We start from the raw sequence: 20,972 nt of genomic DNA, 5'->3' as shown, positions 1-20,972 counted from the left end.
TCACTTGTCGGTGATCGGCAACCCCGGCGGGTTGATTTCCGACGCGGGCACGGCCTCGGCCTCGAGTCCCCACCGCTGCAGCACCTTGGCGTAATCACCGCTGCGGATCGTTGACTCCAGGGCCGCCTGCACGGCGCGGATGATGCCGCTGTCCTTCTTCGTCGTCGCGCCGATGAGCCCCTGCAGTGTCGAGCCGGCGCCGGACACCCGGCCGATGATCTTCGTCGCGTTCGGGGTGCCCTTGGTCTGCGCGACGTGGAAGGCCGAAATGGGGTTCGGGCCGAAGTAGGCGTCGATCTGGCCCGACGCGAGCGCGGCGTAGGTACCGGTGTTGTCCTGGTAGTTCTTGATCGAGATGCCCGGCTTGCCCGCGGCGCGCAGATCCGCGTCGTAGCGCTGCAGGATCCGCTCCTGGTTCGTACCGGACCCGACGGCCACGGTCTTCCCGGAGAAGGAATCCCCGCCCGCGAAGGTGAACGTGGAGGACTCCTGGACCTCGACGGCGAGGTCGTCCTTGCGGTACGTGGCGAAGTCGTACTTCTGCTTACGCGCCTCCGTGACGGTGATGTTCGAGACGCCCAGGTCGAACTGGCCGCTGTCGATGCCCAGGAACAGGCCCTCCCACGAGGTGTTGGACTCCTCGAGCTTGAGGCCGAGGGCGCCGGCGATGAGGTACGCGATGTCCGACTCGTCACCGATGAAGACGCGCTCGTCGTCGGTCGCGGGGAAGTAGAACGGCGCATTGCCGGCGCCTGAGCCGTGCGCGACTCGGAGCACGCCTCGATCGCGGACCGCCTGGGGGAGTAGGGCCGCCGCGGCCTCGTCCTTCGCCGGCACGATCCGGTTCTGTTTGCTGGTCAGGTTGAGCTGCTGCCCTGCTGCGCCGGTCACGCTCGCGGTCGTCGACTCGGTGGTCTGCCCGCCGCACCCCGCCAGCACCGAGCCCGCGAGAGCGAGGGCCGCGACGAGGGCGGGTAGACGACGTCGAGCGGAACGGGTGGTCATGCGGTCTCCTTGGTGGTCCAGTGGGCGAGGAAGGTGCGGGTGCGATCGGTGGCAGGGCGGTCGAGCACGGCGGTCGGCGTCCCGACGGCGACGACGCGACCCCGGTCGAGGAAGACGATCCGATCCGAGATGCGGCGGGCGAGGGCCAGTTCGTGGGTCACGACGACGAGGGTCCGGCCCTCGGCAGCGAGCTCGGCGATGACGGCGTTCACCTCGCCGACCAGCTCGGGGTCGAGCGCGGAGGTCGGCTCGTCGAACAGGATCAGATCCGGGTCCAGGGCGAGGGTGCGCGCGATCGCGACGCGTTGCTGCTGGCCGCCGGAGAGCTGACCGGGGTAGTGGCCGGCGTGCGCGCCGAGCCCGACCCGGTCGAGCAGATCGCGGGTCCGGGCATCGGCCTCGGTCCGGCTGCGGCCCAGCGTCAGGCGCTGCGGTCGCGCGACGTTCTCCGCGGCGGTGAGGTGCGGGAACAGGTTGAACTGCTGGAAGACGAAGCCGATGCGGGCGCGCTGACGGCGCAGCTCGCGCTCGGGCAGCGCGACGAGGTGATCGCCGCGCCGCCGGACGCCGATCAGGTCACCGTCGACCCGGACGACCCCGGAGCTCGGCTCCTCGAGATGGTTGAGCAGCCGGAGCAGCGTCGACTTGCCGGACCCGGACGGTCCGATGATCGAGACGACCTCGCCCGGCGCGACGGTGAGGTCCACGCCGCGGAGCACCTCGTCGTGGCCGAAGCGTTTCGACAGGCCGACGGCCTCCAGGCGCGGACGCCGAGCGGTGACGGTCATGTGGACTTCTCCTTCTTCGCGGGTTTCGTGGCCCCGTAGCCGCGCGCGAGGCGCTTCTCGAGGTAGTGCTGGCCGATCGACAGGACGGTGGTGAGCACGGCGTACCAGGCGACGGCGACGAGCAGCAGCGGAATGATCCGGCCGTTGCGGCCGTACACCACCTGAACCTGGTAGAACAGGTCTGGCAGCGCCAGGATGAAGACCGCTGTCGTGCCCTTGAGCAGGCCGATCACCTCGTTCGCGGCGGGCGGCACGATGGTGCGCAGCGCCTGCGGCAGCGTGATCCGCAGCAGGTGTGCGGCCGGAGGGATCCCGAGCGCGCGGGCCGCGTCGTGCTGGCCCTCCGAGACACTGAGGATCCCGGCCCGCACGATCTCCGAGCCGTACGCGGCCTGATTCAGGACGATGCCGATCACCGCTGCGGTGTACGGCGACAGCAGGTCCTTCGTCGGGGAGTCGACGAAGGTCGGCCCGAAGGGGATGCCGAGGCCGAGCGTTGGGTACAACGCCCCGAGATAGCCCCAGAACAGGATCTGCACGATGAGGGGGATCGACCGGAACAGCCAGATGAAACCGAAGCTGAAGGCTGCGAGCACCCGATTGCCGGACAGCCGGGCCAGGGCGAGCGCGCCACCGAGGAGGAAGCCCAGGACCGCACCGATCACGGTGAGCTGGATCGTGAACCAGAGCGCCTCGAGGATCGTCGGACTGAACAGGTAGGCGCCGAAGGTGGGCCAGTCGAAGCGGGGGTTGGTGACGGCCGAGACCGCGAGCTGCGCGAACAGGACGGCGGCGACCGCGACCGCGATCCAGCGGCCCCATTGCACGCGGTGCCGAACGGGCAGTCCGGCGAGCTCGGCGAGCTCGGGATCGGTGGCGGCCGGCTGCGGCCGGGTGAGGGCGAGGGTCATGACTCTCCGGTCGGTCGGGCGGGCGGCTGGACGAGGAGCAGTGGGATCGACGCGCGGAGCCGGAACCCGAGCCCCTCGTACACCGCTCGGGCGCCGGTGTTCTCGGCGGACGTGTGCAGGAACGGGACGTCGCCGCGGGCACGGATGTGGTGCCCGACGGCGCGGACGAGGCGGGTCGCAAGTCCCCTGCCGCGGTGGGCGGGGTCTGTACACACCGCGCTGATCTCGGTCCATCCGGGCGGGCGCAGGCGTTCCCCGGCGAGCGCGATCAGCCGACCGGAGTCGTCCCGCAGGCCCAGGTAGAGCCCCAGTTCGACGGTGCGCCGCTCGAACGGCCCCGGGCGGGTCCGGGCGACCAGGTCGAGGATCTCGTCGACGTTCCGGGGGCCGAGCACCTCGGCCTCGTCGTCGGGCGTCGTCTCGAGGGCGGCACCGTCGTACTGGACGAGCGGGATCTCGTCGACGATCCGCCACCCCTCCGGGAGCGGCCCCCGCACGCCCCGGAGCGACAGCGGGGTGCCCGGGACCGCGAGGCGGGCGAGCGCCGCGTAGTCCGCGGCCGCAGGCTGGGGTGGGTGGCCGACGAAGCGCGCGACATCGGGCCGGTACCGGACGACGGCCCCGTCGCCGAGGCGGAATCGGGCGTGCGCGCCTTGGAGGGAGGCCCGGACGGGGTCGTCGAGGACATGGCCGAGCGTGGTGGTCATGCCCGGAAACACTCGTCGCGGAGACGGTTTCGCGGAACGTTTGGCGTCGCTGTGATTCCTCTTTGACGGAGTAGGGATAATTGTTCCTGTGAGCCTTCCTGAAGCCAGTACCGGACTGTCCGAACGATCGGCCTTCGAGCCCGACGGGACCGGTCATTGGGGCGCATGGGGCGGCCGGCATGTGCCGGAGGCGCTGATGGCGGTGATCGAGGAGGTCACGGCCGAGTTCGAGAAGGTGCGGTCCGACCGCACCTTCCTCGACGAGCTGGATCGCCTGCAGCGCCACTACACCGGACGGCCGTCGCCGCTGTACCCGTGTGTGCGCCTGAACGAGCACGCGGGCGGCGCGAAGGTGTACCTCAAGCGCGAGGACCTCAACCACACCGGCAGCCACAAGATCAACAACGTGCTCGGCCAGGTGCTGCTCGCCAAGCGGATGGGCAAGCCGCGCGTCATCGCCGAGACGGGTGCCGGCCAGCACGGCGTCGCCACCGCGACCGCCTGCGCGCTGCTCGGCATCGAGTGCGTGATCTACATGGGCAAGGTCGATACGGACCGGCAGGCGCTCAACGTCGCCCGGATGCGTCTGCTCGGCGCCGAGGTGATCGCCGTCGCCTCGGGCTCGGCGTCGCTCAAGGACGCTATCAACGAGGCCCTGCGCGACTGGGTCAGCAATGCCGACACGACCTACTACTGCTTCGGCACCGCCGCTGGGCCGCATCCCTTCCCGCTGATGGTGCGCGATCTGCAGCGCATCGTCGGCATGGAGGCGCGTGAGCAGATCCTCGAGGCCGAGGGGCGACTGCCCGATGCGGTCGTCGCCTGCGTGGGCGGCGGCTCCAACGCGATCGGGATCTTCCACCCCTTCATCGCCGACGAGGGCGTCCGTCTCGTCGGGTGCGAGGCCGCGGGCGACGGCGTGGAGACCGGCCGGCACGCCGCGACCTTCACCGGCGGCAGCCCCGGCGCCTTCCAGGGCGCCTACTCCTACCTCTTGCAGGATGAGGACGGGCAGACGATCGAGTCGCACTCGATCTCGGCAGGGCTCGACTACCCCGGGGTCGGACCCGAGCACGCGCTGCTCAAGGAGTCGGGCCGCGCCGAGTACGTGCCGATCACCGACACGCAAGCGATGGACGCGTTCGCGCTGCTCTGCCGCACCGAGGGCATCATCCCCGCGATCGAATCGGCTCATGCGGTGGCGGGTGCGCTCGAGCTGGGCCGCGAGCTGGGGCCGGACGCCGTGATCGTGGTGAACCTGTCCGGCCGCGGCGACAAGGACGTCGACACCGCCGGGAAGTGGTTCGGGCTGCTCGACGATCACGGGGACGTGGTCGGGCAAAAGGTCGTCGGCGAGGATCTGAACACCGAGCTGCGGGACGCACAGGCGCGCGCGGCGACGAGCACGGGGGAGAGCAAGTGAGCGCACTGGCACCGGTCTTCGAACAGTGCCGCGCGGAGAACCGCGCCGCGCTGGTGACCTACCTACCCTGCGGGTACCCGTCCAAGCAGGGCGGCATCGACACGGTCGTCGCGATGGCCGAGTCGGGTGCCGACATCGTCGAACTGGGCGTGGCCTACAGCGATCCGGTGATGGACGGCCCCGTCATCCAGCGCGCCGCCGACGACGCCCTGCGTGGCGGCATCCGGGTGCGTGACATCTTCACCTACGCAGAGGCCGTCGCCGCCGCAGGCGCCGCGCCCGTCGTGATGGCGTACTGGAACCCTGTCCTCAAGTACGGTGTCGAAGCTTTCGCGCGCGATCTCGCCGCGGCCGGCGGCAAGGGCCTGATCACGCCGAACCTCATTCCCGAGGAGGCCGACGAGTGGGTCGCCGCGGCCGACCGGTACGGCCTCGACAAGATCTTCCTGGCCGCACCGTCGTCGACGCCGGAGCGGCTCGCGATGACGGCCACGGCCTCGTCGGGCTTCCTCTACGCGGCCTCGACGATGGGCGTCACGGGCGCGCGGGACGTGGTTGACAACGTCGCGCCCGAGCTGGTCGCGCGCATCCGCGAGGTCTCCGACATCCCGATCGGCGTCGGTCTGGGGGTTCGCTCGCGCGCCCAGGCTGCGGAGATCGCGACCTACGCCGACGCTGTGATCGTCGGTTCGGCGCTGGTCAGCGCCGCGGGAGAGTCCTTGGACGTGGTCCGCTCCCTGACCGCCGAGCTTGCCGCAGGCGTCCGCGGTATCTGAACCGGTCGGCGCCGCGGCGCCGATGCCGATCTGGACATGGGTTGGTCGAACCGTGCGGGTTAGTCTTCGCCAGTGTTCGCTCGGGCGGTGAAGGTGACCTGGCGCGCCTTGGTCGAGGACGGCCAGTGGCGTGACGCTGGTCGGCGCGAGTACGACCTGATCCTCGGCGGAATCCGCGCGCACGGGGGCATGCTTGCGATGCGGGTCGTCGTCGGGGCGCTGGGAATCATCGCCAGCACGGTGGGCGTGATCCTCATGCTGCACCCGGACGGACCCAAGACGCTCCTCGGCCGCACGCTCCTGCTCGGCGGCTCCGCGGGAGGATTCGTCCTCGGCGGATGGTGGATCTCGACCGAACGGCCGAGCGCACGCCAAGCTCTCGTCTTTCTGGCGGCGGCGGACGTGTCCATCGTGGTAGCGGTCGCAGGGTTCGCTCGGGCGGATACCCGCATCGTGCTCGCCGGGGCGCTCGCGATGCTCGGGACGTTCGCGGGGTTTTTTCTGGGCTGGCGGATCCTCCTCGTGCATTGTCTCTTCGCTGCGTTCGCGACGATCGGATTCACGATCGCCGCGGTGCTCCAAGGAAGCGCCCTCCTCGACGTGCTCCCGGCCTACCTGGTGATCACACTGCTCGTGGGCCTGATGCCGGCGTCTATCCAACTGCTCATCGAGCCAGGTCGGCGGTCGGTGTTCCTCGCAGTGGAGCAGCGCGATCGCGATCCGCTCACGGGGCTGTACAACCGCAGGGGTTTCGCGCGGGCGGCGCGGGCGATGATCCGTGACCGGACGGGCGCGACGTTCGTCGTCGCCACCATCGATCTCGACGACCTCAAAGGGCTCAACGATGCGAGCGGTCACGCCGCCGGCGATAGGATACTGGTCGGCACCGCCGATGCCCTGCGTGCCGGTCCCGGACGGTTCGGCACCGTCGGGCGCGCGGGCGGCGACGAGTTCCTGTTCTGCGCCGCGCCGTCGAGTTCCTCCGAGGTGCGCATGTGTCTCGTTGAGCTCCACCGGTTCGCAGCGGATGTTCCACATCGCCTCTGCGTCGGCATCAGCGTGGCCAACTTGTCGGACTCACAGGAGTTCGCCCGCGCGATGACCGACGCCGACGGCGCACTCTACGGGGCCAAGCGCAGTGCGTCCGACGCCGTCGTGATTCACGACCGGAGGGTTGACTGAGGGCCGGCCCGCACGCGGCGTGAGCCCCATCACCGCAACGATCGGCGAATAAGGATCCAGGGCGCGGAGCGGTAGGCTGGACCGTTGTGATCACCGCGACCGACCTTGAAGTGCGCGCCGGCGTCCGCACCCTGCTGACCGCGCCGGGCGACCAGTTGCGCGTGCAGGCGGGCGACCGGATCGGCCTCGTCGGCCGCAACGGTGCCGGCAAGACCACCACGATGCGCATCTTGGCCGGCGAGGGCGAGCCCTATGCGGGGAAGATCATCTCGAGCGGCGACGTCGGCTACCTCCCGCAGGATCCCCGCGAGGGCGACCTGAACGTGCTCGCGAAAGACCGTGTTCTCTCGGCCCGCGGCCTCGATCAGATCGTCGCCCAGATGGCCAAGCAGCAGGTGCGCATGGGCGAGCTGGTGGGCGACGAGCTGGACACCGCGGTCCGCAAGTACGGCAACCTCGAGGAGCGCTTCTCCTCCCTCGGTGGCTACGCCGCGGAGTCCGAGGCCGCCCGGATCTGCAACAGCCTGGCGCTCCCCGAGCGGGTGCTGGAACAGCCGCTGCGGACCCTCTCCGGCGGTCAGCGTCGCCGCGTCGAGCTGGCCCGCATCCTGTTCGCGGCGTCGGACGGCTCCGGCGGCAAGTCCGACACCACGCTGCTTCTCGACGAGCCGACCAACCACCTCGACGCCGACTCCATCGGCTGGCTGCGCACCTTCCTGCAGAACCACGACGGTGGGCTTATCGTGATCAGCCACGACGTGGACCTGCTCTCGGATGTCGTGAACCGCGTGTGGTTCCTCGACGCGGTCCGCGGCGAGGCCGACGTCTACAACATGGGGTGGAAGAAGTACATCGACGCCCGCGCCACCGACGAGCAGCGCCGGCGGCGCGAGCGTGCCAACGCCGAGAAGAAGGCGGGCGCGCTGCGCGTCCAGGCCGCGAAGATGGGAGCCAAGGCCACCAAGGCCGTCGCCGCCCAGAACATGCTCCGCCGCGCCGAGCGGATGATGAGCGAGCTCGACGACGTGCGGGTCGAGGACAAGACCGCGCGGATCAAGTTCCCCGCTCCGGCGCCGTGCAGCAAGACCCCGCTCATGGTCAAGAACCTCACCAAGACCTACGGCTCGCTGGAGATCTTCACCGGTGTCGACTTCGCCATCGACAAGGGTTCGCGCGTCGTCGTCCTCGGGCTCAACGGCGCGGGTAAGACGACCCTGCTCAAGCTGCTCGCGGGCGTCGAGACGCCCGATACGGGCGGCCTCGAGCCCGGCCGCGGCCTGAAGATCGGGTACTTCGCGCAGGAGCACGACACCCTCGACGACGAGGCGTCCGTCTGGGACAACATCCGGCACGCCTCCCCGGACGCGGGGGAGCAGGACCTGCGGAGCCTGCTGGGCGCGTTCATGTTCACGGGCCCGCAGCTCGAGCAGCCCGCCGGCACGCTGTCCGGCGGTGAGAAGACCCGCCTCGCCCTCGCTGGGCTGGTCTCCTCTGCCGCGAACGTGCTGCTGCTCGACGAGCCGACCAACAACCTCGACCCCGTGAGCCGCGAGCAGGTGCTCGAGGCGCTGCGCTCCTACGAGGGTGCCGTCGTCCTGGTGACGCACGACCCGGGCGCCGCCGAGGCGCTCAATCCGGAGCGCGTGATCCTGCTGCCCGACGGCACCGAGGACCACTGGAACGCCGAGTACCAGGAGCTCATCGAGCTCGCCTGATCACCCGCGCTCCGCGTAGACGAGATCATTGTTCTCGTAGCCCATCGGCGGGCCGATGAACTTCCCGCCGCAGGTGACGAGGATCAGCGTCTCCGGGCCGTCGAGGCGGTTGAGGTCGTCCGTCGGGAGAACGCCCTTGTGCACGGACGCGGTCCGGGTCACCCGGTAGCCGACCTGCACGCCGTCCTTGCCGGTGAGCGTGACCGAGTCGCCCCGCGCGAGTCCGGAGAAGCGCTTGGCGTAGCCAGCGCCCTGCCGGGCGTCGTCGACGTGCCCGGTGACGACGACCGAGCCGGCACCCGAACCGGGGAGCGCGGAGTCCACCCACCAGCCGAGCCGGTTCACGTCCGTCGGCGGGTACAGGGCTCCCTGGGAGTCGGTCGCGACGGCGACTATCGGGGCCTGCGCCCCGTCGACGCTGACGGCGACCGGTGTAGTCGGCTCTGCCGCCGTGGCGCTCACCGGGGGCCGCAGGTCGCTCTGCGCGCTCGGGTTGGACGACGGTGCCGCTGCCGTCCCCTCGACGGTGCTCCCGCAGCCGGCGAGCGAGAGCACCACCGCAGCGGCGACCACGAGCGACGACGTGCGGCGCGGCATCAGAGCGTTCGTCCGGACGGGATCGACGCGATCGGGACGCGGACGCCGGGGTTGCGGACCACCGGGCCGGCCCCGATCTTCGAGTTCGTCACGCGGACCTCGAAACGAGGCGTTAGGCGCACCTCGAACGAGACGGCGGCGGCGTCGCGGACGTAGCCCGCCGGCGCGGCGGTCTCGATGGCCCGGTAGCAGCCCGACGGCAGGGCGAAGGCGGCGACGCCGTTCTCGCCCGTCGTCACCGCCTGGACGGCCTCGTCGGAGCCGCAGCGGGTGATCACGAAGGACGCACCCGCGAGTGGGGCGCCGGTGATGCGGTCGGTCTTGACGAGCGTGCCCTCGGTCTCGACCTCGCCGGGCGGGATCGCGACGCCGCACCGGAACCGGAAGGCGAGGCGGTTCACGCCGTTGCCCTCCACTCGGGAGTACGCGTTCGGGCCGAGCAGGACGCACGAGGACGGCCACGCGGTGGGCACCACGCTGACGCAGTCGCGCGGGAAGGCGCCCCCGCCGTTGCCCGCGCTGTCCGTGCGCGCGCCGCCCAGCGGCCGCCAGGAGCCGCATTCAGCGACGGCGTACTCCGATGCGACGCCCCGGCCATCCTGGTCGCGGGCGGCGAGCGTGAAGCGGACGTTCCGGTTCGGCGGCGTGGTCGACGTCGGCGGGACGATCCCGCCGCGTTCCAGGCTGAAGAGGAAGTCGACGCGTCCCGAGGTCGACGTCTTCGTCTGTACCGACGGGGAGACGAGGTGCCAGTTGGTCGGCACGTTCGCCATGGTGGCGCGGACGCAGGGGCCGGTCACCGTCGTCGCGCCGCCGTGCGAGAGCGTCGCCGCCGGGCCGCCGGAGCAGCCCTGGACCCGGACCGTCGCGCCGGGGACGCCGATGCCCTGCGTCTTCGCGTCGATGATCTGGACCGCGCCCACGGTGAGCCGGCCGGGCGGGCCCTGCGGCGGCGTCGTGGTGATCGGCGCGGGTGTGGTGGGGAGCGTGGTGGGCGGTGTCGTGGTGGTCGCCGGTGTGCTCGGCTTCGGTGCCGGGGTTGTGGACGTCGGGGTCGGTGTGGGCGCCGGCGGTGTGGTCGTCGTGGTGGTCGGCGCCTGTGTCGTCACTGGCGCCGGCGCCGGCGCCGGTGTGGTCGGCTCGGCTCCCGCGACCGTGGGCACCAGGCCCAGCATCGGGACGAGCACCACCGGCAGCGCCAGCGCGCCTCGGATCCGGTTCCTCCGGGTCGTGTTCCGCATCGCGTCCTCCTCGTTGTGATTCCCCCTGCGGCGATGTCCGCCGACATGAGGGAATCGCGACGCGCCGCGGATTTCGTTAGCCGTGTTATGAGATTGTTATGGCCCGTTCCACCGCGGAGAGCACGGCGGCCGCCCCGTCCTCCTCCGTGATCGTGCTGGTCAGAGCCCCGGCGGCGGTGCGGTACGCAGCGTCGTCCGCGGCGACACGTATCGCGTCGGCGAGAGCGGAAACCGTGACCTTCGTCCGTGGGATCGGGGCGATCCCCGCGCCGAGGGCGTGAATCCGTGCGCCCAGAAGAATTGGTCCGCGCCGGGCGAGGGGAGCGGCACCGCCGGAACGCCGGCCCGGAGGGCGGACGCAGTCGTGCCCGCGCCGCACGAGTGCACGACGGCGGCGAGACGCGGGAACAGCCACGAGTACGGGGCGGCGCCGATGTTCAGGACGTCCGCGCGATCCGGGGCGCGCAATCCGGCCCCACCCGCCTGGACGATGCCGCGGACGCCGGCGCGGGAGAGCGCCTCGTCAAAGACCGCCGAGAGTCGATCGCGCTCGGCTGCGGGGACCATGAGCGAGCCGAGGCCGATGAGGACGGGCGGCGGACCGTCGGCGAGAAAGGACTCAAGCTCGCTCGACGGTGCCCAGCCCTCCGGCTCGGGGGACCACCAGTAGCCGGTCACGTCGATGCCGGGGCGCCAGTCGGCCGGCCGCGGCAACACCGCGGGGGACCAGCCGCAGAGGATGGGTTGCTGCGCCGCCGCGCGGTCGTGCCGGAGCCGGCGGGCTGAGCGTTTCGGGAGACCGAGGTCACGGCGCAAGTCGGCGATAACGCCGCCGTACAGCGTGTCGACGGTGCGCTCTGCGGCCCGGCCCGCCGCGAGGTTGAGTGCGCCGCCCATCGACCGGGCGCCGATGAGGCTCGGCGGGAACGCGCGGGTGGCGGAGATCGGCTGTAGCCGCAGCGGGATTCCCGGGATGCCCCCTGCCTCCGCGAGCGCTTGGCCCGCGGGTTCGGCGAACGGCGTCATCAGCACGACGTCGGCGGGGACGTCGTCGACGGCGGCCAGCAGGTTCCGGCTGAGTTGCCGGATCCCTGCGGGCTTGACCAGCGCCATCGCGTCCCTCAGGGAGGGCTCGGCGGACGGTTCGCCGAGGTCGATGTCGATCGCACGGGCGTCGAGGCCGAGCGCGGCCGTCTCGGCGGCGAGGTCGGTGTTGGTGGTGATGGTGACGCTGTGGCCCGCGCCCTGCAGGCGCAAGCCGAGCCCGGCGAGCGGCATGGTGTCGCCGCGGGAGCCGTAGGTGGCGATCAGGACGTGGGCCATGGTGTGCCTCGATTCGGTGGGGTCAGGGCGCGCACGCGCGGAGGAAGGCGTCGACGAGGTCGTCGGCGTAGCCGTCCACGTCGAAGTCGGGGTCGACGACCGCGGCGAACATGGCGTTCCCGATCGCGCCGCGGACGGCGGAGGCGATGGATGCGGGGTTGACCGGGCGGAACTCGCCGGCCTCGACGCCGTCGCGGAGGATCACGTCCAGCTCGACGCGGGCGCGGGCCGCGTCGTATTCGGGGGCGACCGGCAGGTCCCACAGTCGGACGCCGCCCTTGCCGCGGAAGCCGTTGCCGATCTCGGTGATCGCGACCTGGTGCGCGGGGTGGGTCCGCAGGTAGCCGAGGTGCGCGCGGATGTGCGCCTCGAGCCTGCCCGCGGCGCTCGGCGCGGCGTCAACGGCGGGGACCATGACCTCGAACAGGGTGCGGTAGCACTCGGAGACGACAGCGGCGATCAACGAGTCCTTGTCGCCGAAGTGGTAGAGCACCACGCTCATCGCGACGCCGGCGCGGTCGGCGATCTTCCGCACGGAGGCCTGCGCGTAGCCGAGCTCGGCGATGGCCTCGATGGCGCACGCCGTGATCTGGGCGCGCCGGGCGTGCTCGGTGAAGGTATCCGTAGATCGCATGATCTAACTATAGATCAAGCGATCTATGTGCGTGTCAGAGCAGCCGGTCTGCCGGGGTGCTGGGGCCGGAAGGCTCCACGTAGTACTCGGTGCCGACCAGCGGCGCGAGGACCCATGCGGGCAGGCGCAGCACCATCCGGAGGATCCGTGCGACGGTCCCCGACTTCGCGATCTCCGACCGGTGGGCGGCGAGCGCGCGCTGCTTGGCAGCGACGTGTCGGCGCACGTCGACGCGGTGCGTGATCTGCGCCCCCGGCGTGAACCAGGTGCGCGCCTGCTCGAGGTGTCCGGGTTGCAGGAACCGGAGACGCACCGCGATCGCCAGGATGCGCAGGATCGACTCGCGCGGCGCTGTCGCCTCGGCGAGCCGAACGCCGGTGAGTTCCGCTGCGCGGCGCGCGATGTGGTGCACGGCGAGGTGGTCGCGGTGCCGGTAGCCGCCGGCCTCGTCGGAGCCGAGCAGCAGGTCGGCGGAGACCTCGCGCAGGATCACCGCGAGCCGCTCGGCCGGCTCGTCCACGCCCGCACGGACGAGCCGCACCCGGCCGGGTGGGTCGGGGTACAGCTCCCCGCCGTGGCCGCTGTCCGCGTAGCCCAGCCAACGCACCTCGTGGACGCCCAGTTCCGCGGCCGCTGCGGACAACTCGTCGAGCCGTCGTCGGGGCTCGGGCTCGTCGTCGCCGTGCATCATCCCGTCGGTGGCGACGACGATCACCACCCGGTGCCCCTCCGCCGCGAAGCGGGCCAGCGTGCCGCCCGCGAGCAGCGTCTCGTCGTCCGGGTGGGCGTTGAGCGCGACGACCGAGGCCATGCGCTCTGTATAACAGTTCCTTGCCCAGCCCGCCGCAGCAGCCGCGGACGGGCCGATCAGCGGGCCGGGGCGAGCTCGCCGAAGGTGGCGTACCGGGCGTCCGAGCGGGCACCGTCGGGCGTGACCTGCTTGTCCACGAGGATCACCTGCCCGATGAAGGGCTCGACGATGCCGACCATCCGGATCGGGGCCGCGATCAGGAGCTGGAAGCCGAACTGCTCGAACGCTCGGAGCGACTGTGCGGAGAAGCGCTCGTCGGACTTGCTGAACGCCTCGTCTAGCATGAGCGGGGCGAACGCGGGTTCGTTCGAGCCGTCGATCCCGTGGCTGCCCAGGGCGAAGCTGAGCGCCGCCGCGAGGCAGAACGCGACCAGCTTCTCCTGCTCGCCGCCGGAGTTGGTGGCGGTGTTGCGGTAGGTGACCACCGCGGGTGCGTCCGGCTCGGCGCCGACCGCGTTCTCCTTGCCGTAGAAGGAGTAGCCGGTGCGCACGTCGAGGACGTTCTCCGTCCAGCGGCGCGACTCGGGGTCGTCGCCGGTGAGGCGCAGCACAAGCCCGCGGATCCGCTTGAACTGTGCGGCCATCGCCGCCGGCTCGGCGCGCTTCGCGGCAGGTGCGTCGCGCACCATCTCGTCGACCAACGTCGCGAACTCCGTGGCCTCCGGCGTGGGCCGGGCGGCGTAGGCGATCTGCAGGTAGGTGCCCTCGTTGAACTCCACCCGGCGCAGGCCAGCGTTGACGTCGGCGATGCCGCGAGTGATGGCCCGGTGCGTGTCGTCGACTTCCTTGAACAGGTTCGACACCGAGTGGCTGACGTCGGTCGTGATGAGCCGACGGAACTTCTCGGTGGCGGCGGCGAGGCCGTGCGCGACGAGGTTCTCGTGCACCGCGACGAGGTCAGGCGCCGAAGAGACATCGGAGGTGAGTTCTGTCGAGGCGTCGGGCCACTCGCGGAGGAACTGCTCGGCGGTGCGGACGATCCGCGCCTCGGCGGCATCCCGATCGGCCGTCGCCGCGGCCTGCTGGCGCTCCAGCTCGGCGCGGAGGTCGGCGCGGACCTCGCCGAAGGAGTCGAGGGTGAGCCGCCGGGGTTTCGCCTCGTCGGCGGTGAGCAGGTGCCACAGGGCGGTCGCGAGGAAGTCCTCGTCTTCACTCGTCAGCTTCGGGGCGCTCTCGGCGTCGATCTTCTCGAATTCGGCCAGCAGGTCGTCGAACTCGGTGCCGGCGCGGTTCATCGTCTCGGTGAGGGCGCCGATGCGGGTCTGCGCTTCGGCCAGTTCGCCGTAGGCGTTGTCGGCCTGCAGCTCCAGCTCCCCGAGATCGGCGTTGCCGGAGCGGGCGTCGGAGATCCGGTCGGCCAGTTCCTCGGCCTCGGCCTTCGCCGCCCAGTGGTCGAGCTCAGCCCAGGACGTGTAGCCCAGCACGCCGGCGGCGCTGTCGGTGACGGCCTTGTGCTCGGCGAGGTCGTCGCGCAGCGTCGCGGACGCCTCGGCGGCCTTGGCGTGCACAGCGGCCAATTCGTCGCGGCGGCGCTGCAGTGCCTCGCGCTTACTGCCGGTGTTGGTGCCCAGCACCCACTGCGAGCGGTCCGCGACGGCGCGACGGTCGTCCTTGCGGAACCGGCCGCCCGCGCCCTTGACCAAGCCCTCGGCGGTGACGGCCTGCTCGTGCTTCTCCAGCTCGGCGGGGGAGTCCACGCAGGTGTGTCGCGCGGCGCGCGCCACCGCGCCGGCCAGCCACCGTCCGGCCTCGGTCGAGGTGTCGACCGTCAGCTTGGCGGCCAGGGACCCGGGCTCCGGGCGGGTGGGGTCGGCACCGTCGACCACCTGGTACGTGAGCACGCCCTGCACGCGGTTGGCGTTCACGTAGTCGGCGACCGCGCGCTGGTGCTCGGCGGGGACCAACAGCGTCGTGGCCAGCGGACGCAGCACGCGCTCGGCGGCGCCGGCCCACGTCGCCTGCTCCGCGGGCGTGACGTCGATGAGCTCCGCCGCGTACGGAAGCTCCTCCGCGGGAACGCCGGTGGCGCGGGCGATCACGTCGCGCTGGTCCAGCAGCGCGGGCGGCAGCAGCGAGGCGCGGCGGTCCAGCACGGACAGCTCGTCGTCCACGGATTCGACGGCCCGGCGCGCGTCCGACTCGTCGGTGTACGCGGAGTGCACGCGCCCCGCGAGGGCCTCGGCGGCCTCGGTCGCGCGGTCGCGGATGCCGGGGACCTGCTCGCGCAGCGCGGCGAACTCCTCCGCCGACTCGGGCGCGCGCTCGCCGAGCTTCTCCACCGCGGCGGCGAAGCGCTCGTAGGCGCGCTGGCGGGCCTGGGTCTGCAGCTCGCGCGACTGGAGCTCCGCCTCGAGCACCCCGACCTCGCCCTGCTCCTGCCGGAGCCGGTGCAGCAGGTCGTTGTAGCGGATCTTGCGCTCCTCGGCGCGGTCCTCCCAGCGGGCGATCTGCGCGTCGGTGCCGGCCCGCTCGCCCTCGATCCGGTCCATCTGCTCCTGCAGCAGTCGCAGCTTGTGCCCGCGCAGGTAGGACCGCACGGGTGCGCCGAGCAGGTCGGCCGCGCGCGTCGTCCCGACGGTGGCGGAGCGGTACTTCTCGTACGCCTCCGGCATCGGCCGCAGGACCTTCTCCTGCGCCTCGGCGCGCGCGGCGGCCCGGTAGGCCTCGTCGAGCTGGGTGAAGTTCTCGACGAGGCGTTCGGCGCGCGCGTAGGTCTGCGGCCGGTCGAGCATGTAGGTCCGGATGAAGGCGTCGAGGTCGCCGACGTTCTTCATGGCCTTGGCCTTGCCCAGCAGCGCCAGCGCGGCGCTGGAAGTGCCGATGCCGACACGGCGGCGCAGCGCGTCCTGGTAGGCGGCCTGCGTGTCGAAGGATTCGACGCCGCTGTGCCGAGAGCGCCAGCCGCGGGTGTCGAAGCCGGCGGTGGCCCATTCCTGCAGGTCCAGCAGATCGAAGCCGCCCGAATGCAACTGGTACCAGGACTTGAGCGAGGCGCCGTCGGTGCCGCTGCCGGGGAACCACTTCACGGCGACGGCCGTGGTCACGTTGCCCGCGCCGTTGTCGTAGGTCGCGGCGACCGCCGACCAGGTGGCCGAGTCGCCGCGCAGGTACTGGACCTTGGACTGCTGGTGCTCGTCGTCGTTGACCGACCACGCACCGCGCACGTAGTCCGCCATCGAGCGGGCGGCGCGCTTGGCGCCCTTCGCCGTCATGTCCGCGGAGGCGTTGAAGGACTGGTCGTAGGTGGGCAGCAGCACCACCGAATGCGCGTCCATCAGCGAGCTCTTGCCCGAGCCTGACGGGCCGGTGAGGATCACGCCCCGCTCGTCGATCGGGAAGTCCTTGTAGCCGTCGAAGGTGCCCCAGTTGACCACCTGCAGGCGGGTGAGGCGGTACTGGCCGAGATGCTTGCGGGTCACTGCTGCTCCTGCGTCTCGTTCTCGGGCTCGGTGTCGTTCTCCGGCTCGACGGTGCCGTCCTCGCCGTCGTCGACGGGGGCCGCCGCCTCGCCCAGGTCCTGATCGGTACTGGCGAGGTCGCGGTACGCGGCGGTGTACAGGTCCACCTGCTCGGGGGTGAGCAGCGAGGCGATCACCGAGTGCACGGCGTACCGGTCGCTGGTGCCGACGCGGCGGATCAGGCGGCGGGTCTCGAGCTGGTTGATCGCGGCGTCGGCCTTCTTGACGAAGCCGGCCTCGTCGGTGTCGCGCGCGGGGCGGAACGTCAACAGATGGTCGATCATCTCCTGCCGCTCCACGACCGCCGTCTCGTCCGGGCTGGACAGGTGCTTGAGGCGCAGGAACAGCGCCAGCACCGACGCGGCGAGCGAGAGGCTCTGCGCGCGCAGCAGATTCCGCTGGCGCGGGTCGTTCTCGCTGACCTGCCGGGTGAAGGCGTGCTTGGTCTCGCGGTTGATCTCGAGCAGCAGGTTCAGCTCGGAGAGCCGGCTGCGCAGCAGCGTCTCCTCGGCCTCGATCACGGCCCAGTTCTTCGACCGCGACGAGACGTGCGGCGCCGCGATCAGCTCCTGCAGCGCGTAACAGACCGAGTTCGGCAGCGCGGAGGTGTCGCCGTCGAAGCGGGGCGCGGTGTCGGCGCCGCGCAGCGACGTGATCGCCTCGTCGTCGGCGATGCTGAAGTCGGCGAGGTCGATCTCGGGGAGCACGTCGTCCGCGATGTCCAGTGCGGCGTCGAGCGATTCGTCGGTCATGTCACTCCTGCTCGAACAGCGTGGTGGGCTCGGGCGCGGCCGAGGCGGGGGTCAGGGGCGGGAGCGCGGCGGCGAAGGCGACGTGCGGCACCGTCATCTCGCGGGGCCCGCGCTGGGTGTGCGCGACGACGGTGACCAGGCGGTCCTCGTCGACGGTGCCGTACCGCGCGCCGAGCGACCAGACGCCGACGACGTCGCCGGCTCGGGGAGCGTCGATCGCGGCGAGAACCTCGAGGAGGGTCGCACCGTCGGACGTGCTGACGGCTTGGTTGACGGCGGAGGCGAGCGCGTCCCAGTCGATCGCCTCGCGGCCGACGAGGCGCGCGGGGTCGATGGTGAACTCGCCGGAGGTCTCGCGCACCTCGGGCGGCAGGGTGACGACGCCGTCGTGGAAGCGCAGGGCGCCGACGGAGCTGGTGTCGACGGCCGACATGGGGACGGCGAGGCCGGTGTCGCGGCCGGCGGAGACGATGTCGAAGGCGTCGACGGCCGCGCGCTGCGCCTCGGTGATGCGGGCGCGCAGCGACTGGTACTGCAGGAAGTCGCCGTCCTTGACGAAGGTGTTGATGCGGCGATAGACCTGGCCGCGGATCTCGTCGACCCGCTGGACCTGCATCCACATGCGATCGAGGAAGCCGGTGAGGGAGTCTCTGAGGTCGTCCGGCAGCTCCACCTCATGCACGACGGAGGCGACGGACGTCTCGAGCTGGCGGCGCAGGCGGTGGTCGGAGAGCAGCGTGTAGAAGGCGTCGAAGGCCTTGCCCTCGGGTGTGTTCGCGAGCTCGTCGTGGCCGTCGAAGAGGCGCTGCAGGGTCTTGGCGTAGGCCTCGGCCTCGCTGGAGTCGGAGGCGTCGAGGCCGTGGGTGAGGAGGGCGCGCGTGTGTTCGCGGAGCTTCTCGCCGTAGCCCAGGATATCTGCGGGCATGCGCTCGGCGAGGGAGCTGACGATCTTGAGGTCGTCGACCACCTTGTCGCGGTCGTACTCGGGGATGAGGCCCTGGCGCAGGGCCTCGCGTCGCTGGGTGAGCTCGGCGATCTGCTGGTCCAGGGCGCGGAGGTGGTCGTCGGGATCGGCGCTGACGGTGACCGCCACCGCCGACAGTCGGGCCGTGACCAGCTCGAGCGCGGTCTCGGTGGCGACGTTGCGGTCCAGCGAGACGGCCTGCACCTGGCCGAGGGCCGTCGTCGCGCCGCGGGTGAGCTGGATGACCTCGCGGTCGTCCTCATCGAGGGTTCTCGATACGAAGCCGTGCTTGACCCACTGGTCCAGGACGTCGGGCCCGGCGGGGACCGGCCGCGCGCGCTCGGTGAAGTGGCTCTGGAGGGACTGCAGGTCGACGGTCAGCGCGTCGCCCAGCTCCTCCGCGTCGGCGGGGCCCGTGCCCAGCCTCGCCGCCATGAGGGCCAGGTAGGCGACGGCGTTGGGGGAGCGGAGTAGGCGGAGCGCGACGTCGTTGTCGGCGTTATCCGTGAACGCGGCGTACAGCTGCGCGGCCGACTGCGCCATCGTGTACCTCCCCTTGCGTATGCGACGGTCCAGTGTATCGGGGAGCCCTTCACGTCGCGGACAGGTCGGGTTCACCGTGGCGGCCTAGCGTGCGGTTCATGAACCTGCGGCGTCTGTCGATCATCGCTCTGTTCTTCGCGTTGCTGGTGGGAGCGGCTCCTGCCGGAGCGGCGCCGCGGACCGTCGACCTGCAGGCGCACCGGGGCGGGCTCGGCCTGCAGACCGAGTCCACGCTGGAGGGCTTCTCCGCGGCGATGCGGCTCGGCGTCACGACGCTGGAACTGGACACGCAGGTGACGAAGGACCGGAAGGTCGTGATCACCCACGACCGGAAGGTGGACTCGAAGAAGTGTGCCGACACCGCGCCGGCGACGCCCGGGGACCCGCAGTACCCGTACGTTGGCAAGTACGTCCGCGACCTGACCTACGCCCAGGTCCGCACTATGAACTGCGGATACGAGAAGGTCACCGCCTCGCAGCGCGTGGTGGCGGGAGCCCGCATCCCCGAGCTGCGCGAGCTCTTCGACCTCGTCCGCGCGCGTCGCTCGCCCGTGCGGATGAACATCGAGACCAAGGTGGAGGCGGGCACACCGTCGGAGACGGCGCCGCGCGGCGAGTTCGTGCGCGCGGTGGCGGGGGAGATCACGCGCTCCGGCCTCGCCCGGCAGGTCACGATCCAGAGCTTCGACTGGACCGCTCTACGGGAGATCGGGCCGCTACTCCCGGGCGTCGGGCTGATCGCGCTGACCAACGGCGAGCAGTTCCTGCAGACGGGGAAGCCGGGTGCGTCTCCGTGGCTGGGGCTGGACGTGGACGGCTACGGCGGCGACTGGGTGCGGGCGGCGAAGGCAACCATCCCCGGACTCACCGCGATCTCGCCGGTGCAGGGCGACCCGCAGGACGGCGGCGTCGGCGACGCGGAGTTCGTGCGCTTCACGACGGCTCCGCTGATCCGGCGCGCGCACGACCTGGGCCTGAAGGTCATCCCGTGGACGGTCAACGATCCCGCGACGATGCGGACGCTGCTGCGGGACGGCGCGGACGGGCTGATCACCGACTATCCGGACCGCGCCCGCGCGGTGTTCCGTGAGCTCGGGATCGCCCTGCCCGCCTCGTCGTAGAGGCGGACCACCAGTTTCGGTGCGTGTCGGCGACGACGCGCCGCTCGCCGACCGCAGGAATCCACCGAGGCTCTTGTGCGCTCTCAGCGTGCCCCGGGCGTGGCTTCGGGCACGAATCAACATTCACGTGTGCAACACACGACTCAGTAGTGTAGTTTTCCACCGATAGACTCATTTGTCACGGAGGGCTACATGCGTGTCTCTGGTTTCTTCCGCTCGATCGTTTCGCTGACGGCCGCCGTTGCGGTCGCCGCCACCCTGGCGACGGGGACGGCGGGGGCGGCACCGTCGACCTCGACGTCGTCGACGTCCCTCACCAACCAGGCGATCGACCGCCAGGCCGCGGGCGATACCGCGGGCGCGCAGGCCGCCATCAATCAGATGCCGATCGACCAGGCGCAGAAGGTCGTGGCGCTGATGACGAACGTCAACAAGGCGCTGACCTTCCCGCTCACCGACCAGGTGCCCGGCGGCGTCGCCCCCGGCTCCGCCATCGTCATCCTCGGCTTCGGCCTGGAGGACAACGGCGCGATGCGGCCGATCCTCGTCGAGCGCCTGACCAAGGGCCTCGCGGTCGCACAGGCCTACCCGGCCTTCCCGATCGTCGTGACCGGCGGCGCGCCCAAGGCGGGCAAGACCGAGGCCGCGGCGATGAAGGAGTGGCTGCTGGCGCAGGGCGTCTCCGGCACCCGCATCTACACCGAGGACAAGGCCGGTTCGACCCAGGGGAACGCCATCAACACGGCGGTCCTCATGCGCCAGAACGGCTTCGGCAACGGCGCGGTGCTCGTCACCTCCGCCGACCACACCCGACGCTCGGTCGCCGACTTCCTCGTCGCCGGCGTCACCTTGCAGGCCGTCGTCGCCTCGGACGCCAAGATCCAGTCCGGACCGATGTCCGCGAGCGGCGTGGCGGGCGTCTACCGGGACGCCCGGGGCGTCGCCAACCTGTAGTCCGACGGTGCCGTGGGCGGGTTCGTCACCCGCTCACTGTCATCGGAGCACCCTGTGCGTACTGCGA

At 71.2% G+C, this 20,972-nt stretch carries 18 protein-coding genes; 6 read left to right on the top strand and 12 right to left on the bottom strand.

The genetic code is table 11. The features are described from left to right. The 4 genes from HNP44_RS07595 to HNP44_RS07580 are packed head-to-tail and all read right to left on the bottom strand — an operon-like array spanning position 1 to position 3,411. A complete protein-coding gene (locus HNP44_RS07595) occupies positions 1-1,005 on the bottom strand; it encodes a transporter substrate-binding domain-containing protein (protein WP_259143346.1) in 1,005 nt (334 codons plus the stop codon). Continuing rightward, entirely contained in the window at positions 1,002-1,793 is a 792-nt protein-coding gene (locus HNP44_RS07590; RefSeq protein WP_259143347.1) for an amino acid ABC transporter ATP-binding protein, read from the bottom strand. Before HNP44_RS07590 ends, HNP44_RS07595 begins: the two co-directional genes overlap by 4 nt. Continuing rightward, positions 1,790-2,704: an amino acid ABC transporter permease gene (locus tag HNP44_RS07585; protein ID WP_224645100.1), complete on the bottom strand. Its 915-nt coding sequence runs from the start codon at positions 2,702-2,704 to the stop codon at positions 1,790-1,792. The genes HNP44_RS07590 and HNP44_RS07585 overlap by 4 nt, the downstream gene beginning before the upstream one ends. After that, positions 2,701-3,411, bottom strand: coding sequence for a GNAT family N-acetyltransferase (locus HNP44_RS07580; protein WP_259143348.1), 711 nt, complete (start codon positions 3,409-3,411; stop codon positions 2,701-2,703). The genes HNP44_RS07585 and HNP44_RS07580 overlap by 4 nt, the downstream gene beginning before the upstream one ends. Positions 3,412-3,499: 88 nt before the next feature. Between HNP44_RS07580 and trpB the strand changes: the two genes are divergently transcribed. From trpB to HNP44_RS07560, 4 genes are all read left to right on the top strand, one after another. After that, positions 3,500-4,834, top strand: coding sequence for a tryptophan synthase subunit beta (gene trpB / locus HNP44_RS07575; RefSeq protein ID WP_374758756.1), 1,335 nt, complete (start codon positions 3,500-3,502; stop codon positions 4,832-4,834). Beyond that, the gene (gene trpA / locus HNP44_RS07570; protein ID WP_259143350.1) at positions 4,831-5,610 is read left to right on the top strand and encodes a tryptophan synthase subunit alpha; all 780 of its coding nucleotides are present in this window, start codon (positions 4,831-4,833) and stop codon (positions 5,608-5,610) included. Before trpB ends, trpA begins: the two co-directional genes overlap by 4 nt. 72 nt (positions 5,611-5,682) lie before the next feature. Further along, positions 5,683-6,792, top strand: a complete 1,110-nt coding sequence (locus HNP44_RS07565; protein ID WP_259143352.1) for a GGDEF domain-containing protein — start codon at positions 5,683-5,685, stop codon at positions 6,790-6,792. Between the two features lie 86 nt (positions 6,793-6,878). Next, positions 6,879-8,507, top strand: a complete 1,629-nt coding sequence (locus HNP44_RS07560; RefSeq protein WP_259143356.1) for an ABC-F family ATP-binding cassette domain-containing protein — start codon at positions 6,879-6,881, stop codon at positions 8,505-8,507. Here the strand turns inward: HNP44_RS07560 and HNP44_RS07555 are convergent, their stop codons facing one another. From HNP44_RS07555 to HNP44_RS07520, 8 genes are all read right to left on the bottom strand, one after another. Beyond that, positions 8,508-9,104, bottom strand: a complete 597-nt coding sequence (locus HNP44_RS07555; RefSeq protein ID WP_259143358.1) for a class F sortase — start codon at positions 9,102-9,104, stop codon at positions 8,508-8,510. Beyond that, on the bottom strand, positions 9,104-10,345 hold the full coding sequence (locus HNP44_RS07550) for a prealbumin-like fold domain-containing protein (protein WP_259143360.1): 1,242 nt from the start codon (positions 10,343-10,345) through the stop codon (positions 9,104-9,106). The genes HNP44_RS07555 and HNP44_RS07550 overlap by 1 nt, the downstream gene beginning before the upstream one ends. Positions 10,346-10,504: 159 nt before the next feature. Next, the gene (locus tag HNP44_RS07545; RefSeq protein WP_259143361.1) at positions 10,505-11,668 is read right to left on the bottom strand and encodes a glycosyltransferase; all 1,164 of its coding nucleotides are present in this window, start codon (positions 11,666-11,668) and stop codon (positions 10,505-10,507) included. A 22-nt stretch (positions 11,669-11,690) separates the two neighbouring features. Next, on the bottom strand, positions 11,691-12,302 hold the full coding sequence (locus HNP44_RS07540; RefSeq protein ID WP_259143363.1) for a TetR/AcrR family transcriptional regulator: 612 nt from the start codon (positions 12,300-12,302) through the stop codon (positions 11,691-11,693). Positions 12,303-12,336: 34 nt separating this feature from the next. Further along, the gene (locus HNP44_RS07535) at positions 12,337-13,113 is read right to left on the bottom strand and encodes a PIG-L deacetylase family protein (RefSeq protein WP_259143365.1); all 777 of its coding nucleotides are present in this window, start codon (positions 13,111-13,113) and stop codon (positions 12,337-12,339) included. Positions 13,114-13,169: 56 nt separating this feature from the next. Beyond that, positions 13,170-16,532, bottom strand: a complete 3,363-nt coding sequence (locus HNP44_RS07530; RefSeq protein ID WP_259143368.1) for an ATP-binding protein — start codon at positions 16,530-16,532, stop codon at positions 13,170-13,172. Continuing rightward, positions 16,529-17,323, bottom strand: coding sequence for a DUF4194 domain-containing protein (locus HNP44_RS07525; RefSeq protein ID WP_259143369.1), 795 nt, complete (start codon positions 17,321-17,323; stop codon positions 16,529-16,531). The genes HNP44_RS07530 and HNP44_RS07525 overlap by 4 nt, the downstream gene beginning before the upstream one ends. A gap of 1 nt (position 17,324) precedes the next feature. Next, positions 17,325-18,830 carry a DUF3375 domain-containing protein gene (locus tag HNP44_RS07520; protein WP_259143371.1) on the bottom strand — a complete coding sequence of 502 codons (1,506 nt, stop codon included), beginning with the start codon at positions 18,828-18,830 and terminating at the stop codon, positions 17,325-17,327. Between the two features lie 98 nt (positions 18,831-18,928). On the opposite strand from HNP44_RS07520, the gene HNP44_RS07515 reads away from it, so the two are divergent. Together HNP44_RS07515 and HNP44_RS07510 are read left to right on the top strand one after the other, a co-directional pair. Further along, positions 18,929-19,951: a glycerophosphodiester phosphodiesterase family protein gene (locus tag HNP44_RS07515; protein ID WP_259143372.1), complete on the top strand. Its 1,023-nt coding sequence runs from the start codon at positions 18,929-18,931 to the stop codon at positions 19,949-19,951. Between the two features lie 192 nt (positions 19,952-20,143). Further along, positions 20,144-20,905 carry a YdcF family protein gene (locus HNP44_RS07510; protein WP_259143373.1) on the top strand — a complete coding sequence of 254 codons (762 nt, stop codon included), beginning with the start codon at positions 20,144-20,146 and terminating at the stop codon, positions 20,903-20,905. Positions 20,906-20,972: the final 67 nt, after the last annotated feature.

The organism is Tsukamurella ocularis (genome assembly GCF_024807615.1).
GTDB classification, from domain to species: Bacteria; Actinomycetota; Actinomycetes; order Mycobacteriales; family Mycobacteriaceae; genus Tsukamurella; species Tsukamurella ocularis.
The sequence above is the reverse complement of the archived record's forward strand: the minus strand, read 5'-3'. Positions and strand labels throughout refer to the sequence as shown.

Bases quoted from the DNA above. Each gene is read 5' to 3' on its own strand.
- HNP44_RS07580 (WP_259143348.1), bottom strand. From the start codon at position 3,411: ATGACCACCACGCTCGGCCATGTCCTCGACGACCCCGTCCGGGCCTCC.
- HNP44_RS07525 (WP_259143369.1), bottom strand. From the start codon at position 17,323: ATGACCGACGAATCGCTCGACGCCGCACTGGACATCGCGGACGACGTG.
- HNP44_RS07540 (WP_259143363.1), bottom strand. From the start codon at position 12,302: ATGCGATCTACGGATACCTTCACCGAGCACGCCCGGCGCGCCCAGATC.
- HNP44_RS07535 (WP_259143365.1), bottom strand. From the start codon at position 13,113: ATGGCCTCGGTCGTCGCGCTCAACGCCCACCCGGACGACGAGACGCTG.
- HNP44_RS07510 (WP_259143373.1), top strand. From the start codon at position 20,144: ATGCGTGTCTCTGGTTTCTTCCGCTCGATCGTTTCGCTGACGGCCGCC.
- HNP44_RS07550 (WP_259143360.1), bottom strand. From the start codon at position 10,345: ATGCGGAACACGACCCGGAGGAACCGGATCCGAGGCGCGCTGGCGCTG.
- HNP44_RS07555 (WP_259143358.1), bottom strand. From the start codon at position 9,104: ATGCCGCGCCGCACGTCGTCGCTCGTGGTCGCCGCTGCGGTGGTGCTC.
- HNP44_RS07545 (WP_259143361.1), bottom strand. From the start codon at position 11,668: ATGGCCCACGTCCTGATCGCCACCTACGGCTCCCGCGGCGACACCATG.
- HNP44_RS07515 (WP_259143372.1), top strand. From the start codon at position 18,929: ATGAACCTGCGGCGTCTGTCGATCATCGCTCTGTTCTTCGCGTTGCTG.
- HNP44_RS07595 (WP_259143346.1), bottom strand. From the start codon at position 1,005: ATGACCACCCGTTCCGCTCGACGTCGTCTACCCGCCCTCGTCGCGGCC.
- HNP44_RS07590 (WP_259143347.1), bottom strand. From the start codon at position 1,793: ATGACCGTCACCGCTCGGCGTCCGCGCCTGGAGGCCGTCGGCCTGTCG.
- HNP44_RS07585 (WP_224645100.1), bottom strand. From the start codon at position 2,704: ATGACCCTCGCCCTCACCCGGCCGCAGCCGGCCGCCACCGATCCCGAG.
- HNP44_RS07520 (WP_259143371.1), bottom strand. From the start codon at position 18,830: ATGGCGCAGTCGGCCGCGCAGCTGTACGCCGCGTTCACGGATAACGCC.